Genomic DNA, 16,981 nt, shown 5'->3' with positions numbered 1-16,981 from the left:
CCTGACCGACCTGAACAGAACTGCTCAGCACTGCGCTACAGTGGTCACCGATGAACGCACCACTCGCGGAGGACCGCCTCCAGCGCATCCTCGACCTGCTCGCCCGGCACGGCAGCCTGCGCACCACCGCCCTGACCGAGGCCCTCGGGGTCAGCGGCGCCACCACCCGCCGCGACCTCGACACCCTCGAACGGCGCGGCCTGATCCGCAAGATGCACGGCGGCGCCGCCCTCGCCAGCCAGGATCAGGGCTACCAGGACCGCGCCGCGCTGCACCAGGGCCGCAAGACCGACCTCGCCCAGACCGCCCTGGGCCTGATCCGCCCCGGCCAGACCGTGTACCTCGACGCCGGCACCACCGCCCGCAGCGTCGCGCAGGCCCTGCGCCGCACGCCCGAACTGACCCGCACGCTGCGCGTCGTCACGCACGGCATCGACGTGGCCTACGAACTGAACGGCGAGTGCCCGCTGTACGTCGTGGGCGGCGAGGTGTACGGCAGCACCTTCAGCCTCACCGGGCCCGACGCGCTGGACACCGTCCGGCGCTACCGCTACGACCTGTTCCTGGTCGGCTGCACCAGCATCGATCCCACGCGCGGCCCCACCAACAGCAACCTGATCGAGGCGCAGCAGAAGGCCGCCATCATCGCGCAGTCCACCCGCACCGCCCTGATCGCCGACAGCAGCAAGTGGGGCCCGCCCGGCTTCGCCACCTTCGCCCGCTTCGACCAGCTGCGAGACTGGGTCACCGACCACGCCCCCGCCGACGCCCGCACGACCTTCGAGGCGCACGGCGTGCAGGTCCACCAACCCCAACCCCGATAGTCCCGTGACTGCACCGCCCTGATGCGGATGGCCCCTGGGGGGCCGGGGGCCAGCGGCTAGCGGACCTGCGTGCGGAAGCACACGCTGCCGCCCGCACCCGCCGCGAGGTTCGTGGTGTACGTCAGGCCACTGGCGCTCAGGCTGGCGGCGTCGGCGTCGGCGGCGGCCGTCAGGTCCGTTCCGGCGGGCGTGGACTCGCCCGACTGCACCTGCTGCGCCGAGAGACGCACGCCCAGTGGCGCGCCCTCCGGGGCCGGCGAGGTGCCGTACGCGGCCGGCAACGCCAGCGAGTTCGCCGGGATCGTGTCGCGCAGCGTGAAGTTCGTCGCGACGTACCCGCCGTCGTTCCGGAAGGCGATGCAGTACTCCAGGATGTCGCCCGGCTGCCCGCCACCCTGCGTGCCGAAGGGCGTGGCGCGCGTGACGTTGCGCACCCATTTCTGCAGAGGCACGCGCGGCGGCGAGAACACCGTCACGTCCTCGGCGCCGCTGCCCAGCGGGTCGAAGGTCGCCGTGGCCGTTCCGGCCGCCGAGGTCCGCGCCGGGTCGAGGTAACTGGCCTGCGCGGCATTCTGGTACGTGGCCGGGGCCGGCGAGGCGAGCGTCACGTCGAAGGTGACGCTCACGCTCGCCCCGGCCGGCAGGGTGAACGTCCCCCACGCCGGGGCGGCGCTGCCGGGCGTGGGGTCCGTGACGACCGTGCGGGTCGCGCCGCCGTCCAGCGTGACCGCCTGCGTCCGCGCGAACGTGAAGCCAGCCGGGAGGGCCGGGTCCTGCACGGTCACGTCCGTCGCCTCGCTGCGCCCGGCGGCGTTACTGACCGTGATGGTGTACGTGGCGGCCGTACTGGTCGTGAAGCGGGTGGGGGTCGCGGTGGTCTTGGTGACGGTCAGCGCGGGCGTGCACAGGCCCGGCAGCGGCGCCGTGTCGTTCGCGTAGACCAGCTGCCCGTTTCCGCCGGCCCCGGCCCGCGAGCCGTACGAGTTGCTCAGGCCAGCCGCCGGGGAGTTCAGTCCGGCGGCGCCGCCACTCACGTCGGCGCTGCCCACCGTCACGCCCTGGGCGAGCAGGACCGCGCCGCCGCCACCGCCCGCACCGGGGCCCTGGGTCTCACCGGCCCGCAGCGGCAGTCCGGACGTGCCCCCCGCACCGCCGCGCACCTGCACGTTCAGACCTGACACGGCGCCGGCCGGGATGTCCAGCGCGACGGTGCCGCCTGCGCCGCCGCCGCCGCCCGCGTCGCGTCCGCCGGGCTCGCCGGCCTGCCCGTTGGCGAGCAGGGTGCCGCTCCCTGTCACGCCGCCCGCGCGGATGAAGATCACGCCGCCGCCCGCGCCGCCGCTGCCCTGCGCGGTTGTGGCGGCGTCGGCGGCGTTGTTGCTGTCGCCCGCGCCGCCCCCGCCGCCCGCGAACAGGCGCGTGGCGTCCGGCGCCAGGCCCTGCCCGCCCAGGCCACCCACGTCGCGCGACCCGTCGCCCTGGCAGGAGTAGTAGGTGGTCGTGCCGGACGTCAGGGTGCGGCAGGCCGCCTTCACGTTCGCGGCCAGCGCGTCGTACTGCGCCTGGGTGCGGTACACGCCGTAACTCCAGCCGCCGGTGCCGCCGGTCCCGACGTTCCCACCGCCGCCGCCACCCGCGTTGTGCTGGGTGCCGCCGCCGCCCGCGTTGCCGGGCGCGCCGCGCGCGACGGTCAGGCCGCCGGGGTAGCCCAGGTCGCCGGCCGCCAGTCCGGACGGCGTGCCGGTGTACCCGCCGGTCACGGCCGTGCCGCGCACCAGGGTGGGCGTCCCGGCGTACCCCTCGGCCTTCATGGCCCCGCGCGAGGTGGTCGTCGTGTACAGCGCGGCGTAATCCTGGATGTTCTGCCCGGTCAGCGAGCCGCCCACGAACGAGCCGCCGCCCCGGTACCCGGCGGCGCTGGCGTCCACGGTCGCCCCGCCCAGGTTCAGGGTGCCGGCCACGTCGAACACGACGACGCCGCCCGTCTCGCCGTTCCAGGCGGGGGGGCGGACCGTGCCGCCCAGGGTCAGCGCGGAGTGCTGCGGCACCCGCAACACCTGGAAGGAACGGCGCGCGGCGCTGGCGGTGGCGGGACCGGATTCGTAGGTGTAGCGCAGCGGGTCGCGCAGCGTCACGACCGAGCCGCTGACGGCCGTCACGACCCCGAACTCGTAGTGGCCGGCGTCGCGCAGGTCGGTCACGCCCCGGCCGGTGCTGCCGTTGCCGTACGCGACCGAGTTGGAGTTATTCAGCACGCCGTCCTGCATCTGGATGATAAACACCAGGTCGCCGGGCGTGAGGGGCGCACTCGCGGCGTCCGTGCCGCCACGCAGAGTGCCCAGGTTGAGGGTGCGTCCCGCCGCGCTGGCGGTGCCGCTGCCGGGGTAGTAGGTGTTGCGCACGTAGGTGGGGCCGTCGCGACCCGGCAGCGCGCAGGCGGCGCTCTGGGCGGCGGCCAGGGATGGCAGCAGCAGTCCCCACAGGGCAACGATCAGCAGGGCAGGGCGGGCAAGACGCATATACCTCCCAGTATGTCTCTGGACTCTGACAACCGTCTTCCTCAAGACCGGCCGGCGGGTCGGTGTTCCTGCGCCGGACACACCTGCGGGCCTTCACAGAATGAACCTGATTCCCGTACAGTGAAACTCAAGTTCACCAGCTGAAAATCTGATACCGATCTCACCGTTCCCAGGAGACCCCCATGACCCAGCCGAACACCCTGACCGACCTGCCCGCCGGCATGACCATCACCGCGCCCGTCACCGACGCGCAGCGCGAGATCCTGACCCCCGAGGCGCTGGCGTTCGTGGCCGACCTGCACCGCCGCTTCGAGGGCCGCCGCCGCGAACTGATGGCCGCCCGCGAGGCCCGCCAGGAGCGTCTGGACGCCGGGGAACGCCCGGACTTCCTGCCGGAGACCGCGCACGTCCGTGAAGGGGACTGGCAGATCGCGCCGCTGCCGGCCGACCTGCACGACCGCCGGGTGGAGATCACCGGCCCGGTGGACCGCAAGATGATCATCAACGCGCTGAACAGCGGCGCGCGGGTGTTCATGGCGGACTTCGAGGACGCCAGCAGCCCCACCTGGGAGAACTGCGTGGACGGCCAGATCAACCTGCGCGACGCCGTGCGCCGCACCATCCGCCTGGAAACGAACGGCAAGACGTATGTGCTGAACGAGAAGACGGCAGTGCTGCTCGTCCGCCCGCGCGGCTGGCACCTGCCGGAAAAGCACGTGCAGGTGGACGGCCAGACCGTGTTCGGGGCCTTCTTCGACTTCGGCCTGTACGCCTTCCACAACGCGGCGGAACTGCTCACGCGCGGGTCGGGGCCGTACTTCTACCTGCCCAAGATGGAGTCGCACCTCGAGGCGCGGCTGTGGAACGACGTGTTCACGCACGCCGAGGCCACACTGGGCCTGGATCACGGGGTCATGAAGGGCACGGTGCTGATCGAGACGATCCTCGCGGCGTTCGAGATGGACGAGATCCTGTACGAACTGCGCGACCACTCGGCCGGCCTGAACTGCGGCCGCTGGGACTACATCTTCAGTTACATCAAGAAGCTGCGTAACCAGCCGGGGCACGTGCTGCCGGACCGCGCGAAGGTCACGATGGCCGTCCCCATGATGCAGGCGTACAGCCGCCTCGCCATCCGCACCTGCCACCGGCGCGGCGCGCCCGCCATCGGCGGCATGAGCGCCTTCATCCCGGTCAAGGGCGACGAGGCCAAGAACGCCGCCGCCTTCGAGCAGGTCCGCCTCGACAAGGAGCGCGAGGCGACGAACGGGCACGACGGCACCTGGGTCGCGCACCCGGGCATGGTGGCCCTGGCGACCGAGGTGTTCGACCGCCTGATGCCCGAACCCAACCAGATCAGCAGCGGCAAGCAGATGGACCTGACCGTCACCGCCGACGACCTGCTGACCCCGCCGGGCGGCACGGTCACCGAGGCCGGCGTGCGCGTGAACATGAACGTGGGCATCCAGTACCTCGCGGCGTGGCTGCGCGGCTCGGGCGCCGTGCCCATCCACAACCTGATGGAGGACGCCGCGACCGCCGAGATCAGCCGCGCGCAGCTGTGGCAGTGGCGCGCGCAGGGCGTGACCCTGGACGACGGCCGCACCCTGACCCCGGACCTGTTCGACGCGCTGTACGAGGAAGAGAGCGGCAAGCTGGGCACAGACTTCGCGGACGCCGCGCGCCTGTTCCGGCAGACCGCCACGCAGTCCCCGCTGATGGACTTCCTGACGCTGCCCGGCTACGAGGCCCTCGCCTGAAACGGATTCCGTCTGTTTCGCTGACAATCCGGAACGTCACCGGATTGTCAGCTCCACGTCCGGAACCCGCTCGGCTCCTACTCTGCGGGGCAGCTCTACGAGTCGCATCCGCTCGGATTGAAGGGTCTTCGCAGCCCCTTCAACCGGAGTCCGTATGAGCAGCGACGAACCCCGCGCCCGCGCGGGCCGGGCGCGCGGTACGGACGCGCCGGGCAGCGTGCGCACGCTGGAACGCGGGCTGGGCGTGCTGTGGGCGCTGGCCGGACTGCGCGAGGCGTCGCTGACGCAGGTGGCGCGCGCCGCCGGCCTGTCGCCCAGCACCGCCTCACGGCTGCTGGAGACGCTGCGGCAGCAGGGCTTCGCAGACTGGGACGAGGCGTCCGGCCTCTACCGGGTGGGCCTGCGCGCCTATCAGGTGGGCATGGCGTTCGACGCGGCGCAGGCGCTGACCGGCGCTGCGGGGGCCGAGATGCGCGCCCTGGTCGCCGCGCTGGGTGAGAGTGCGAACCTCGCGGTGCTGCGCCCACACGGCGAGGCAGGCCTGGAGGCCGCGTACGTGTATCAGGTGGAGGGACCGCAGCTCGTGCGGATGTTCACGCAGACGGGCGCGAGTGCGCCGCTGCACGCCTCGGGTGTGGGGAAGGTGCTGCTGGCCGCGCGCGATCCGGCCGAGGTGCGCGCCGCGCTGGAAGCCGCAACGCTGGTGGCGTTCACGCCGCACACCCTGACCACGCCGGACGCCGTGCTGGCCGCGCTGGACCGCGTGCGAGAGCAGGGGTTCGCGCTGGACGATCAGGAGCGAGAACTGGGCGTGCGCTGCGTGGCCGTTCCGGTGCGCGGCGCGGGCGGCGAGGTCGCGGCGGCCCTGAGCATCTCGGCGCCCACCTCGCGCCTGACGCCGGGGGACGTGCCGCGCTTCCTCTCGGCGGCGCAGGCAACCGCAGCGCGGATCGGGGCGCGGCTGGGCTGGGCGGGTTGACCGGACGGCGCGAGTGGACCGGGCTGGACGGGTTGATCCCGGCCCGCCGCGCGCGGCCTATGCTGCGGCGCATGGCGATCCCCCCCACCGGCGGGCGCACGTGAGCGCCGCGCCCCTCCTCTCCCCCGCCGCCCGCGAACTGGCCGCGCAGCTGCACGCGGCCCTGGCCGACCGCTGGGCCGACCTGGACCGCACCGACCAGAACCGCGCCGACCTGGACCACACCACACCGACTGCCCCCGCGCCCCTCCCGGACTACCGCGCCGCGCCCGTCCCCGCCGACCTGCGGCCGGGCCGCGCGGAACTGATCGTGGAGGCCAGTGACCTGCACGCCCTGCGCGCCGCCCTGGTCAGTGGAGCGGACGCGGTCGTGATCGACTTCGACGATACCTTCTCGCCCACCCACGCGAACGTGGCGGCGGCCTACGGGGCGCTGCCCGAGTGGCTGGCGGCCGGTGTCCCGCTGCTGGCGCGGCCACGGGCACTGTACGCGCTGGAGGCGCACGAACCTTTCGGCGGGCAGCCGGGCCGCGCGGCACTGTGTGACCTCGCCGCCCTTCTGACCGCCAGGCCGGGCCGCGCGCCGCACCTGTACCTGCCGAAACTGGAGTCCGTGGCGCAGGCGCAGGTCTGGGCCGACGCCCTGGCGCTGGCCGAGGCACACCTGGGCCTGGGGCGCGGCACGCTGCGCGTCTGCCTGCAAGTCGAGACGTTCCCTGGCCTGCTGGCCGCCGACGCGCTGCTGTTCACGCTGCGTGACTGGGCGTTCGGGCTGAACGCCGGGCGCTGGGATTACGTGTTCAGCCTCGTGAAGACGGTGGGCGCGGACCTGGGCCGCCCGGTCCCGCCGCGCGCTGGCCTGAGTATGGACCTGGACGCCATGCAGGCCTACGCGCAGGCGCTGGTGGACGTGTGCCGGGCGCGCGGCGCGCAGGCGGTGGGCGGCACGGCGGCCGTCGCCCCGGACCCCCGCGACCCGCAGCCCGCGCTGGACGCCGTGCGCGCCGACAAGGTCCGCGAGGCCGCGCAGGGCTTCCAGGGCGCCTGGGCGGGCCTGCCGGAGCTGCTGGACGCTGTGCGTGAGGGCCTGCGCGCCCCGCCGGCCGCCCCGGATGCCGTGCCGGTCACGCGCGGGCGACTGCTGGACCTGCCCCACCCTGGCCCGCTTGAGGGGGCCGAGGTGCTGGACACGGCGGGCCTGGCGCTGGACGTGTTCCGCGCGTGGCTGGCCGGGCAGGGCGTCGTGACACGCGGGGGGCGTATCGAGGACACCGCCACGGCGGAACTCGCGCGTGCGCTGCTGTGGCAGTGGGTGACGGTCCGCGCGCCCCTCGGCGGGGGCGGCACCCTCACGCCCGGGGCGTACCGCGCACTGCGCCGCCGCCTCGCCCCGAATGACGCGCCCGAGGCGCGACTGCTCGACCACCTCGTCCTGAGCGCCGCGCCGCCCGCGTACTTCCCGGCCGAGGCGGCGCGGTTGAACCTTACCGACCCACCTGAAAGGATGCCGCATGACTGAAATCGACCCCATCGCCGGGCTGGCCGGGCGCGCCCGCGCCGCCTGCCTGGATCTCGCGCGCCTGACCGAGGTGCCGGGCGAGATCACCCGCACGTTCCTGAGCCCCCCCACGCGGGACGTGACCGCGCACCTGAGCGCCTGGGCCGCCGAACTGGGCCTGAGCGTGCGCGTGGACGCCGCCGGGAACCTCCGCGCGCGCCGCGAGGGACCCTCACCGGACGCGCCGACGCTGTACCTGGGCTCGCACGTGGACACCGTCCCGAACGCCGGGGCGTTCGACGGCGTGCTGGGCGTCACGCTGGCCTTCGCGGTGGCGGGGGCGCTGCGGGACACGCCGCTGCCGTTCGCGCTGGAACTGCTGGCGTTCAGCGAGGAGGAAGGCGTGCGCTTCGGCGTGCCGTTCATCGGGAGCCGCGCCCTGACCGGCACGCTGGACCCGCTGCTGACCCTGGAGGACGCGCGGGGCGTGAGCGTACGCGGCGCCCTGGAAGCGTACGGCCTGAGCCCGGCCGATCTGCCCGGCGCGCGGGTGACCGGCCCCAGCGTGGGCTTCCTGGAATTCCACATCGAGCAGGGCCCGGTGCTTCAGGCGGCGGGGGCCAGCGTGGGCGTCGTGAGCGCCATTGCCGGGCAGGACCGGCTGCTGCTGGACTTCGTGGGGCAGGCATCGCACGCCGGGACCACGCCCATGGCCCACCGCCGGGACGCGCTGGCCGCTGCGGCGCGCTTCGCGGTGGCCGCCGAGGACCTCGCGCGCTCCGTGCCCGGCCTGGTCGCCACGGTCGGCGTGATGACCGCCCGGCCCGGCGCGATCAACGTGATTCCCGGCGAGGCGCACTGCACGCTGGATATCCGCCACGAGCACGACCCGGTGCGCGCCGGGGCGCTGGACACGCTGCTGGCGGATGCCCGGCGCTTTGCCGGGGAGCGCGGCGTGACCCTGACCGTCACGCACAAGATGGCGCAGCCGGCCGTCCCGATGGACCCCGCCTTCCGCGACGGCCTGCGCCGCGCCGCTGCGCAGGTCGGCCAGTCCGCTCCGGACCTCGTGAGCGGGGCCGGGCACGACGCCATGATCCTGGCGGACGTGATGCCCGCCGCGATGCTGTTCCTGCGCTCCCCGAACGCCCTGAGTCACCACCCGGACGAGATGGCCGAGCAGGAGGACGTGGAGGCGGCCCTGCGGGTCGGCGTGGCGTTCGTGCAGGACCTTGCCGCCCAGGGAGGGCGCTGATGGCGCTGGACCTGCTGATCCGGGGCGGCACGCTGGTCACGCCGCACGGCCCCCTCCAGGCCGACCTGGGCGTGCAGGACGGGCGGATCGTGAGCCTCGCGCTGGACGTGTTCGCGCCCGCCCGCACCGAGATCGACGCGACCAGCCTGCACGTCTTCCCCGGCGTGGTGGACGCCCACGTGCACCTGAACGAACCGGGCCGCACCCACTGGGAAGGCTTCGACACCGGCACGCAGGCGCTCGCGGCGGGCGGCGCGACCAGCCTGCTGGACATGCCGCTGAACTCCAGCCCACCGCTCCTGAACCGCGCGGCCTTCGACGCGAAACGCGCGTCGGGCGAGGCGCACGCCCGGCTGGACTTCGGGCTGTGGGGCGGCCTGACTCCTCTGAACCTGGGCGAACTGGACGACCTGGCCGCCTGCGGCGTGATCGGGTTCAAGGCGTTCATGAGCCACAGCGGCCTGGATGAATTCCCGGCCGCCGACGACGCCACGCTGTTCGACGGGATGCGCGCCGCGCGGCGCCTGGGACTGATCGTCGCCACGCACGCCGAGAGCGACGGGTTCACGCGCACGCTCTCGCAGGTGGCCCGCGCGCACGGGCGGCTGGGCGTGCGCGACTACCTGGACTCCCGCCCGCCCGTCACGGAGGCCGAGGCGGTGGGCCGCGCGATCCTGTTCGCCGAGGAGACCGGCGCGGCCCTGCACCTCGTGCACCTCAGCACCGCGCGCGGCGTGACCCTGGCGGCCGAGGCCCGCGCGCGCGGCGTGGACGTCACCGCCGAGACCTGCCCCCACTACCTGCACTGGACCGGCGAGGACGTCGAACGCCTGGGCGCGCTGCTCAAGTGCGCGCCGCCCATCCGGGACGCCGGCACCCGCGAGGCCCTCTGGGCGGCGCTGAAGGCCGGGCAGATCGACACGGTCGGCTCGGATCACTCGCCAGCCCCGCACGAGCTGAAGACCGGGGACGACTTCTTCGCCATCTGGGGCGGCATCAGCGGCGCGCAGTCCACCCTGAACGTCCTGCTGGACGGCGGGTACCGGGCGCGCGGCGTGCCCCTGGAACTGATCGCGGCCGTCAGTGCCCTGAACCCGGCACGGCGCTTCCGCCTGAGCGGCAAGGGCGCGCTGGAAGTCGGTCTGGACGCCGATTTCGCCCTGGTCGACCTGAACGAGACCTTCCAGCTCACCGATCTGTTCGACCGCCACCAGGGCAACCCCTACCGGGGCCAGACCTTCCAGGGCCGCGTGCAGGCCACGTACCTGCGCGGCCAGCCGGTCTTCACGCAGACGCCCACCGGCGCGCAGTTCGGCGACACCGTGCGCGGGCAGCTGCTGACGCCCGGCATTCATCCCACAGGAGAGGCATGAAACACCTTGGTTCCACCCGTTCCGCGTTGCGTGAGGCGCACGCGGTGATCACGCCCGAAACCTTCGTCCGCACGGGTCTGGCCGAATGGCCGGGCAGCGCGGTCGTGCTGCACATTGCGCCCGTGATGGGCCTGGGCGCGCGGTTCGTGCAGTTCACGGCCGAGATGCCCGCCGGGGCGCAGGCGCGCGAGTCGGCGCACGGGTACCAGCGCTTCGTGTTCGTGCTGAGCGGCGAGGTGGATGTGCAGGTAGAGGGCGGCGAGGCGCGCACGTTGCGCGAATCCGATCACGTGTTCTTCCCTGCGGGCGTGGCGCACACCCTGACGGCGCGGGAAGCCGCGCGACTGGCGGTGTTCGAGAAGCCGTTCGAGGCCGCGCCGGGCGTGGACGCCCCCCCGGTCTGCTGGGGGAACGAGCGGGAGAATCCGGGTGCGCCGTTCGAGGGCGACGAGGGGCTGATCGCCCGCAAGTTGCTGCCGGACGACCCGCGCTTCGATTTCATGATGAGCACCATGAGTTTCGCGCCGGGCGCGACCCTGCCGTACCCCGAGATTCATTACATGGAGCACGGCCTGCTGATGCTGGAAGGCGAGGGCCTGTACAAGTTGCAGGAGGCGTATTACCCAGTGCAGACCGGCGACGTGATCTGGATGGGCGCGCACTGCCCGCAGTGGTACGGCGCGCTGGGGAAAGTGTGGAGCAAGTACCTGCTGTTCAAGGACATGAACCGCCACCCGCTGACCGTCCTGCCCGGAGGAACCCGATGAGCCGACGCACCCTGCCCCTGACCGACCATTACGACGTGAAACGCGGCGAGGACGGCCACCGCCGCCTGCATCCGCTGGTGCGCGGCTTTCCGCTGCTGCGTTACCCGCTGCTGAACAAGGGCACGGCGTTCACCGAGGAGGAGCGCGTGGCGCTGGGCCTCGACGGGCTGCTCGCGCCGCAGGTGGACACCCTGGAGGCGCTGGTGGAGCGGCAGTACGCCGAGTACCGCCTGATCGCGGACCCGCTGGACCGGCACGTGTGCCTGCGTAACCTGCAGGACCGCAACGAGGTGCTGTTCTACGCGCTGCTGTCCGCGCACGTCGAGGAGATGCTGCCGGTCGTGTACACGCCCACCGTGGGGCTGGCCGTGCAGAAATTCAGTCAGATCTACCGCTACCCGCGCGGCCTGACGCTCAGCACCCGCAACATCGACCGGGCCGCGCAGGCGCTGGCGAACGTGCCGCTGAACGACGTGCGGATCATCGTGGCGACCGACTCCAGCGCGATTCTGGGCATCGGGGATCAGGGCTTCGGGGGCATGGCGATCTCTATCGGGAAACTCTCGCTGTACACCGTCGCGGGCGGCGTCGGGCCGGACAAGACCCTGCCGGTGGAACTGGACGTGGGGACCGGCCGCGCCGACCTGCGCGAGGACCCGGCGTACCTGGGCGTGAAACACGACCGCCTGACCGGGGGCGAGTACCTGGGCTTCATCGACCGCTTCGTGGAGGCCACGCTGGAACGCTACCCGAAGGCGATCATCCAGTGGGAGGACTTCTCGAAGGACGCCGCCTTCACGGTCCTGCACCGCTACCGGCGGGTCGTGCCGAGCTTCAACGACGACATTCAGGGCACCGGCGCGGTCGTGCTGGCGGGCGTCCTGAACGCCTGCCGACTCAAGGGCGAGGCGCTGAAGGATCAGGTCGTGGTCGTGCACGGCGCCGGGGCGGGCGGCGCGGGCGTGGCCGCCGCCATCCGCGAGGGCATGCGCCGCGAGGGCCTGAGCGATGAACAGATCGCCGCGCGGGTGTTCGTGCTCGATTCACGCGGCCTGCTCACCGACGACCGCTCCATGGAGGACTACAAGAAGAGCCTCGCCACGCCCCGTGCCCGCACCGAAGGCTGGGCCGGACTGGACCTGGAAAGCGTGATCCGCGAGGGCAAAGCCACCGTGCTGCTCGGCCTGAGCGGACAGGCGGGCATCTTCAGCGAGGCCGTCGTGCGGGCCGCGCACGCCAACACGCCCCGCCCACTGGTGTTCCCGCTCAGCAACCCCACCGCCTTCGCCGAGGCGCTGCCGGCCGACATTCTCGCCTGGACGGACGGGCAGGCCATCGTCGCCACCGGCAGTCCCTTCGACCCGGTCACTCACGCGGGCGTCACGCACGAGATCGGGCAGGGCAACAACGCCTTCATCTTCCCCGGCCTGGGCTTCGGCGCGGTCCTCGCCCGCGTGCGCGAGATCACCGACCCCATGGTCACTGCCGCCGCCTACGCCCTCGCCGACTACACCCAGACGCACTGGCCCCACCGCACCTACCCCCCCGTCGCCGAACTGAGTCACGCCAGCATCCATGTCGCCGTGGCCGTCATCCGGCAGGCCATCACCGACGGCGTCGCCACCGAATTCAACCTCCGCGACCTGAACGACACCGAACTGCTCGCCCTCGTGAGACGCAAATTCTGGCAACCCACGTACCTGCCGTTCCGCACGGACGATTGATGGTTGATGGGCGGCCCCACTCGCGCGGGGCCGCCCATCGGTGATTCGGAGATCATACGGACTCCGATTGAATGGGCTGCAAAGCCCGTTCAATCCGAGCGAAGCGAGTGGGAGCAACACGGGTTCCGGACGTGGAGCCGGCAATCCGGTGAAGTTCCGGATTGTTGGCGAAACAAACGGAATCCGATCAGGCCGTCAGGACCTGTTCAATGCGTTCCAGTGCCCAGTCGAGGTCCTCGCGGCTGGTGACCAGGGGGGGGGCGAGGCGCATGGTGGTCTCGTGGGTTTCCTTGCACAGCACGCCCAGGTCGCGCAGCGCCTCGCAGTACGGGCGGGCCGGGACGTGCAGTTCCACGCCGATCAGGAGGCCGCGCCCGCGCACCTCCCGCACGAGCGGGCTGTTCATGGCGCGCAGGCGGCCGCGCAGGTACTCGCCGAGTTCCTCGGCGCGGGCGGGCAGGCCCTCGTCTTCCAGCACTTCCAGGCTGGCCTGCGCGACGGCGGCGGCCAGGGGGTTGCCGCCGAAGGTGCTGCCGTGATCGCCGGGACGGAACAGGTCCATCAGGGCGCGGCTGGACAGCACCGCACTGACCGGGTACACGCCGCCGCCGAGTGCCTTGCCCAGAATGACCATGTCCGGACGGACGTGCTCGTGGTCCACGGCCAGCCAGCGGCCGGTGCGGCCCAGGCCGGTCTGGATCTCGTCGGCGATCATCAGGATGCCGTGACGGTCACACACGCCGCGCAGCGCGGTCAGGAAACCCTCGGGCGGCACGATCACGCCCGCCTCGCCCTGGATGGGTTCGAACAGCACGCCCGCCGTGTTCGGCGTGATGGCGGCCTCGATGGCGGCGGCGTCACCGTACGGGACGCGCACGAATCCGGGCGTCAGGGGACCGAAGGCGTCCTTGTACTGTCCCTCGCTGCTGAAGCTGACCAGGGTGGTGGTGCGGCCGTGGAAGTTGCCGTCCATGACGATGATCTCGGCCTGCCCCTGCGGGACGCCCCGGACCTCGTACGCCCACTTGCGCGCGAGTTTGATGGCCGTCTCGACCGCCTCGGCGCCGGTGTTCATGGGAATCACAGCCTCGAAGTTCAGGACCCGCGTGACCGTCTCGTAGAACGCGGCGAGGCGGTCGTTGCGGAACGCGCGGGAGGTCAGCGTGACCTGCTGCGCCTGCTCGGTCAGCGCGCCGATGATGCGCGGGTGGCAGTGGCCCTGGTTCACGGCGCTGTACGCCGAGAGGCAGTCGAGGTAGCGGCGGCCGTCGGTGTCCCACACCCAGGCGCCCTGGGCGCGGTGGATGACCACGTCGAGCGGTTTGTAGTTGTGCGCGCCGAGGGCGTCCTCGCGGCGGAGCAGGTCGGCGGCGTTGGAGGTCGGGCGGGTGGGTTCGAGGGTGCTGGTCATGGGGTTCTCCTGGGTCGGGGCGCGGGCGGCGGGCGCGGCGCTCCGTGAATGCAGTGTGGGGGGGAGTCAGAACGGAGTGTCCCCAGCCTACCCGCAAAGTGGTTGCCCCGGAAGTGCCAGAATCAGCCAAAATGAACCAGCCAGTTGAGGTGACTGCTCGTGCCGACCACAGGCGAGGCGGCCGGCTCCTCTGGGAAACCGGCCGCCTCGCCTGCACTGGGTTGCCCCTGCGTTCAGTGGCCCAGGATCTTGCTCAGGAAGGTCCGCGCCCGTTCGTGCTGCGGGTTCTGGTAGAAGTTCTCGGGCGTGGTGTCCTCCACGATGTTCCCCCCGTCGAAGAACAGGATGCGGTCGGCGACCTCGCGCGCGAAGCCCATCTCGTGCGTGACGACCAGCATGGTCATGCCGCTGCGCGCGAGTTCCTTCATGACGTCCAGCACTTCCTTGATCATCTCGGGGTCCAGCGCCGAGGTGGGTTCGTCGAACAGCATGACCTTGGGTTCCATCGCCAGGGCCCGCGCGATCGCCACGCGCTGCTGCTGCCCGCCGGACAGCTGCGCCGGGTACTTGTGCGCCTGCTCCTCGATGCCCACGCGGCGCAGCAACTCCAGGCCGCGTTTCTCAGCGTCGGCGCGGCTGGCCTTGCGCACCCGGATGGGCGCCAGGGTGATGTTCTCCAGCACGGTCAGGTGCGGGAACAGGTTGAAGGACTGGAAGACCATCCCGACCTCGCGGCGGATGGCGTCGAGGTTCCCCTTGCCGTTCAGGGGAATGCCGTCCACGGTGATGGACCCGGCGTCGTGGGGGTCCAGGGCGTTCAGGGTGCGGATGAAGGTGCTCTTGCCGCTGCCGCTCGGGCCGATGATCACGACGACCTCGCCGGGCTGCACGGTCAGGTTCACGCCGCGCAGGGCGTGGAAAGAACCGAAGTGCTTGTGAACGTCGTGGGCCTCGATAATCGCCGTCATGGGGGCTCCTTTGGTCATCAGCGCGACACCACCTTGAGGCGGCGCTCGAGCTGGTCGGTGAAGAGGGTCATCACGGTGGTCAGGGTCAGGTACACGGCGGCGACGGTCGTGAGGACCGGGATGGGCAGGAACGTCTCACTGCTGACGCGCGAACCGGCCAGCGTGAGTTCCAGCAGCGAGATGGAACTCGCCAGCGAGGAGTCCTTGAGCAGCGCGACCATGTTGTTCACCAGGGGCGGCGTGACGATCCGCAGCGCCTGCGGCATGACGACCGTGACCATGGTCTGCGTGCCGCTCAGGCCGAGCGAGCGCGCCGCCTCGTTCTGCCCGCGCGGCACGGCCTGCAGCCCGGCGCGGATCACCTCGGCGTTGTACGCGCCGACGTTCAGGGCCAGCGCCAGCACCGCCGACGAGAACTCGTTCAGCTGGACGTTCAGGCCCATGGATTCCAGGATGGCGGGCAGCGCGTTGTACACGAACAGCAGCTGCACCAGCAGCGGCGTGCCGCGAATCACCCAGATGAACAGCGAGGCGGGCAGGCGCAGCAGCCACAGGTGCGAGGTGCGGGCCAGCCCGACCAGGGCGCCCACGCCCAGCCCGAACGCGCCGGAGATCAGCGTGAGCAGCAGCGTGGTGCGCGCGCCCTCCACGAACAGGTCGGCGCGCGGCCCGATCGGGTCCGGCATCTGCCCCAGCACGAAACTGATCAGCCAGAACAGTCCGTAGAAGGCGGCGACGCCCCCCACGACCCACGCGGCGGTGGTCAGCAGCGGGTGCCGGGCCGGGGCGGATTTCAGCGACACCGGACGTCCTGCCCGAAGTGGCTCTTGGAGATCTTCGCGTAGGTGCCGTTGGCCTGCACGGTCTTCAGGCTGGCGTTCACGGCGCCGAGCAGGGTCTTGTTGCCCTTGGCGACCGCCATGCCGAGTTTCTCCTGGAACAGCATCTCACCCTGCTGGAGTTTCTTGCCGTTCAGTTTCAGCGCCTCGAGGCTGTAGAACTTCTCGTTGACCATGGCGTCCACGCGGCCGCTCATCAGGGCCTGCAGCGCGCCGGCGTTGTTGGGGAACAGGCGCAGGTTGCGGTCGCCCGTGACCTTCTTGATCTGGTCGACGTAGGTGGTGCCGACCTGCGTGGAGACGGTCTTGCCTTTCAGGTCGGCCGCGGTTTTCGGGCCGCCGGGACGGCTGAGGATCACGCCGCCGCTGCAGTAGTGCGGGAGGCTGAAGTCCACGGCCCTGGCGCGTTCGGGCGTGATGCCGTGCGAGGAGATCACGAGATCGAAGCGGTTCTGGTTCAGGCCGATCAGCAGGTTGTCGAAGGGCTGGTTGATCCACTCGGCCTTCACGCCCATCTGCCTGGCGATGGCGTTGCCGAGGTCGTACTCGAAGCCTTTCATGGTCTTGCCCTCGAAGTAGGTGAACGGTTTGAATTCGGCGTTCGTGCCGATCTTGAGGGTACCGGACGCCTTGATCTCGGCCAGCGTGCGCGCCTGCGCGGAGTTCATGGTGGCCGCGCCGAGCAGCGCGCCCAGAGCGAGCGTCAGGCGGGTCAGGGGCAGGCGGGTCAGGGGCAGGCGGGTCGTGGTGTGGGTCATGAAGTCTCCAGTGTGGCGGCGGAAGCTGGGTTCCGGGTGAAAGTCAGCGGGTGAGGGCTGGCCGGCGCAGGTGAAACCGGGCGGGAATCGCGGGTGGGAACGCGGCGCGTCCCGGCATGAATGTGGTTGACGGAGGTTATAGCCGTGGTCTGGCCGGTACACAAGGCCAGATACGAGGATTCAGGAGCAGCCAGTTGCCTGTCCCCGCCCCCCGGACATCCCAGCCGGGGCTGGCCAGGGAGCGCGTCCCGTCGCCGGGCACGCACGGGATCATAGCGGTCCCGGCTCCCGCCAGGGCCACGCGGT

At 71.7% G+C, this 16,981-nt stretch carries 13 protein-coding genes; 8 read left to right on the top strand and 5 right to left on the bottom strand.

Annotated elements, in window-relative coordinates:
• The first annotated feature begins 50 nt into the window (after nt 1–50).
• Nucleotides 51–824, top strand: a complete 774-nt coding sequence (locus BXU09_RS14505) for a DeoR/GlpR family DNA-binding transcription regulator (protein ID WP_078305073.1) — start codon at nt 51–53, stop codon at nt 822–824.
• A 56-nt stretch (nt 825–880) separates the two neighbouring features.
• Here the strand turns inward: BXU09_RS14505 and BXU09_RS14500 are convergent, their stop codons facing one another.
• Nucleotides 881–3,343 (bottom strand): DUF11 domain-containing protein, encoded by a 2,463-nt coding sequence (locus BXU09_RS14500; protein ID WP_078305072.1) that lies wholly within the window; start codon nt 3,341–3,343, stop codon nt 881–883.
• 182 nt (nt 3,344–3,525) lie between these two features.
• Between BXU09_RS14500 and aceB the strand changes: the two genes are divergently transcribed.
• The 7 genes from aceB to BXU09_RS14465 all read left to right on the top strand — a co-directional run bounded on the left by aceB (nt 3,526) and on the right by BXU09_RS14465 (nt 12,699).
• Nucleotides 3,526–5,103, top strand: coding sequence for a malate synthase A (aceB, locus tag BXU09_RS14495; protein WP_078305071.1), 1,578 nt, complete (start codon nt 3,526–3,528; stop codon nt 5,101–5,103).
• Between the two features lie 154 nt (nt 5,104–5,257).
• Nucleotides 5,258–6,082, top strand: coding sequence for an IclR family transcriptional regulator (locus tag BXU09_RS14490; protein WP_078305070.1), 825 nt, complete (start codon nt 5,258–5,260; stop codon nt 6,080–6,082).
• A 100-nt stretch (nt 6,083–6,182) separates the two neighbouring features.
• Nucleotides 6,183–7,601 (top strand): malate synthase A, encoded by a 1,419-nt coding sequence (locus BXU09_RS14485; protein WP_078305069.1) that lies wholly within the window; start codon nt 6,183–6,185, stop codon nt 7,599–7,601.
• Complete coding sequence (locus tag BXU09_RS14480; RefSeq protein WP_078305068.1) at nt 7,594–8,835, top strand: allantoate amidohydrolase; 1,242 nt, start codon at nt 7,594–7,596, stop codon at nt 8,833–8,835. The genes BXU09_RS14485 and BXU09_RS14480 overlap by 8 nt, the downstream gene beginning before the upstream one ends.
• Complete coding sequence (locus tag BXU09_RS14475; protein ID WP_078305067.1) at nt 8,835–10,208, top strand: allantoinase; 1,374 nt, start codon at nt 8,835–8,837, stop codon at nt 10,206–10,208. Before BXU09_RS14480 ends, BXU09_RS14475 begins: the two co-directional genes overlap by 1 nt.
• Nucleotides 10,205–10,975, top strand: a complete 771-nt coding sequence (gene allE / locus BXU09_RS14470; protein ID WP_078305066.1) for a (S)-ureidoglycine aminohydrolase — start codon at nt 10,205–10,207, stop codon at nt 10,973–10,975. The genes BXU09_RS14475 and allE overlap by 4 nt, the downstream gene beginning before the upstream one ends.
• A complete protein-coding gene (locus tag BXU09_RS14465; protein WP_144012245.1) occupies nt 10,972–12,699 on the top strand; it encodes an NAD-dependent malic enzyme in 1,728 nt (575 codons plus the stop codon). Before allE ends, BXU09_RS14465 begins: the two co-directional genes overlap by 4 nt.
• A gap of 187 nt (nt 12,700–12,886) precedes the next feature.
• Here the strand turns inward: BXU09_RS14465 and rocD are convergent, their stop codons facing one another.
• The 4 genes from rocD to BXU09_RS14445 all read right to left on the bottom strand — a co-directional run bounded on the left by rocD (nt 12,887) and on the right by BXU09_RS14445 (nt 16,675).
• The gene (rocD, locus tag BXU09_RS14460; protein WP_078305065.1) at nt 12,887–14,110 is read right to left on the bottom strand and encodes an ornithine--oxo-acid transaminase; all 1,224 of its coding nucleotides are present in this window, start codon (nt 14,108–14,110) and stop codon (nt 12,887–12,889) included.
• 233 nt (nt 14,111–14,343) lie between these two features.
• Nucleotides 14,344–15,078 (bottom strand): amino acid ABC transporter ATP-binding protein, encoded by a 735-nt coding sequence (locus tag BXU09_RS14455; RefSeq protein WP_168174622.1) that lies wholly within the window; start codon nt 15,076–15,078, stop codon nt 14,344–14,346.
• A gap of 17 nt (nt 15,079–15,095) precedes the next feature.
• Nucleotides 15,096–15,881: an amino acid ABC transporter permease gene (locus tag BXU09_RS14450; protein ID WP_230273356.1), complete on the bottom strand. Its 786-nt coding sequence runs from the start codon at nt 15,879–15,881 to the stop codon at nt 15,096–15,098.
• On the bottom strand, nt 15,872–16,675 hold the full coding sequence (locus BXU09_RS14445) for an ABC transporter substrate-binding protein (RefSeq protein WP_078305063.1): 804 nt from the start codon (nt 16,673–16,675) through the stop codon (nt 15,872–15,874). Before BXU09_RS14445 ends, BXU09_RS14450 begins: the two co-directional genes overlap by 10 nt.
• Nucleotides 16,676–16,981 lie beyond the last annotated feature (306 nt).

Origin of the sequence: Deinococcus sp. LM3, from assembly GCF_002017875.1 — a bacterium.
In the GTDB taxonomy this organism is placed as follows: domain Bacteria; phylum Deinococcota; class Deinococci; order Deinococcales; family Deinococcaceae; genus Deinococcus.
The sequence above is the reverse complement of the archived record's forward strand: the minus strand, read 5'-3'. Positions and strand labels throughout refer to the sequence as shown.

Excerpts from the sequence above, each read along its gene's own strand:
- BXU09_RS14500 (WP_078305072.1), bottom strand. The coding sequence starts at position 3,343 with ATGCGTCTTGCCCGCCCTGCCCTGCTGATCGTTGCCCTGTGGGGACTG.
- BXU09_RS14505 (WP_078305073.1), top strand. The coding sequence starts at position 51 with ATGAACGCACCACTCGCGGAGGACCGCCTCCAGCGCATCCTCGACCTG.
- BXU09_RS14490 (WP_078305070.1), top strand. The coding sequence starts at position 5,258 with ATGAGCAGCGACGAACCCCGCGCCCGCGCGGGCCGGGCGCGCGGTACG.
- BXU09_RS14455 (WP_168174622.1), bottom strand. The coding sequence starts at position 15,078 with ATGACGGCGATTATCGAGGCCCACGACGTTCACAAGCACTTCGGTTCT.
- allE (WP_078305066.1), top strand. The coding sequence starts at position 10,205 with ATGAAACACCTTGGTTCCACCCGTTCCGCGTTGCGTGAGGCGCACGCG.
- aceB (WP_078305071.1), top strand. The coding sequence starts at position 3,526 with ATGACCCAGCCGAACACCCTGACCGACCTGCCCGCCGGCATGACCATC.
- BXU09_RS14465 (WP_144012245.1), top strand. The coding sequence starts at position 10,972 with ATGAGCCGACGCACCCTGCCCCTGACCGACCATTACGACGTGAAACGC.
- BXU09_RS14475 (WP_078305067.1), top strand. The coding sequence starts at position 8,835 with ATGGCGCTGGACCTGCTGATCCGGGGCGGCACGCTGGTCACGCCGCAC.
- BXU09_RS14445 (WP_078305063.1), bottom strand. The coding sequence starts at position 16,675 with ATGACCCACACCACGACCCGCCTGCCCCTGACCCGCCTGCCCCTGACC.
- BXU09_RS14480 (WP_078305068.1), top strand. The coding sequence starts at position 7,594 with ATGACTGAAATCGACCCCATCGCCGGGCTGGCCGGGCGCGCCCGCGCC.
- rocD (WP_078305065.1), bottom strand. The coding sequence starts at position 14,110 with ATGACCAGCACCCTCGAACCCACCCGCCCGACCTCCAACGCCGCCGAC.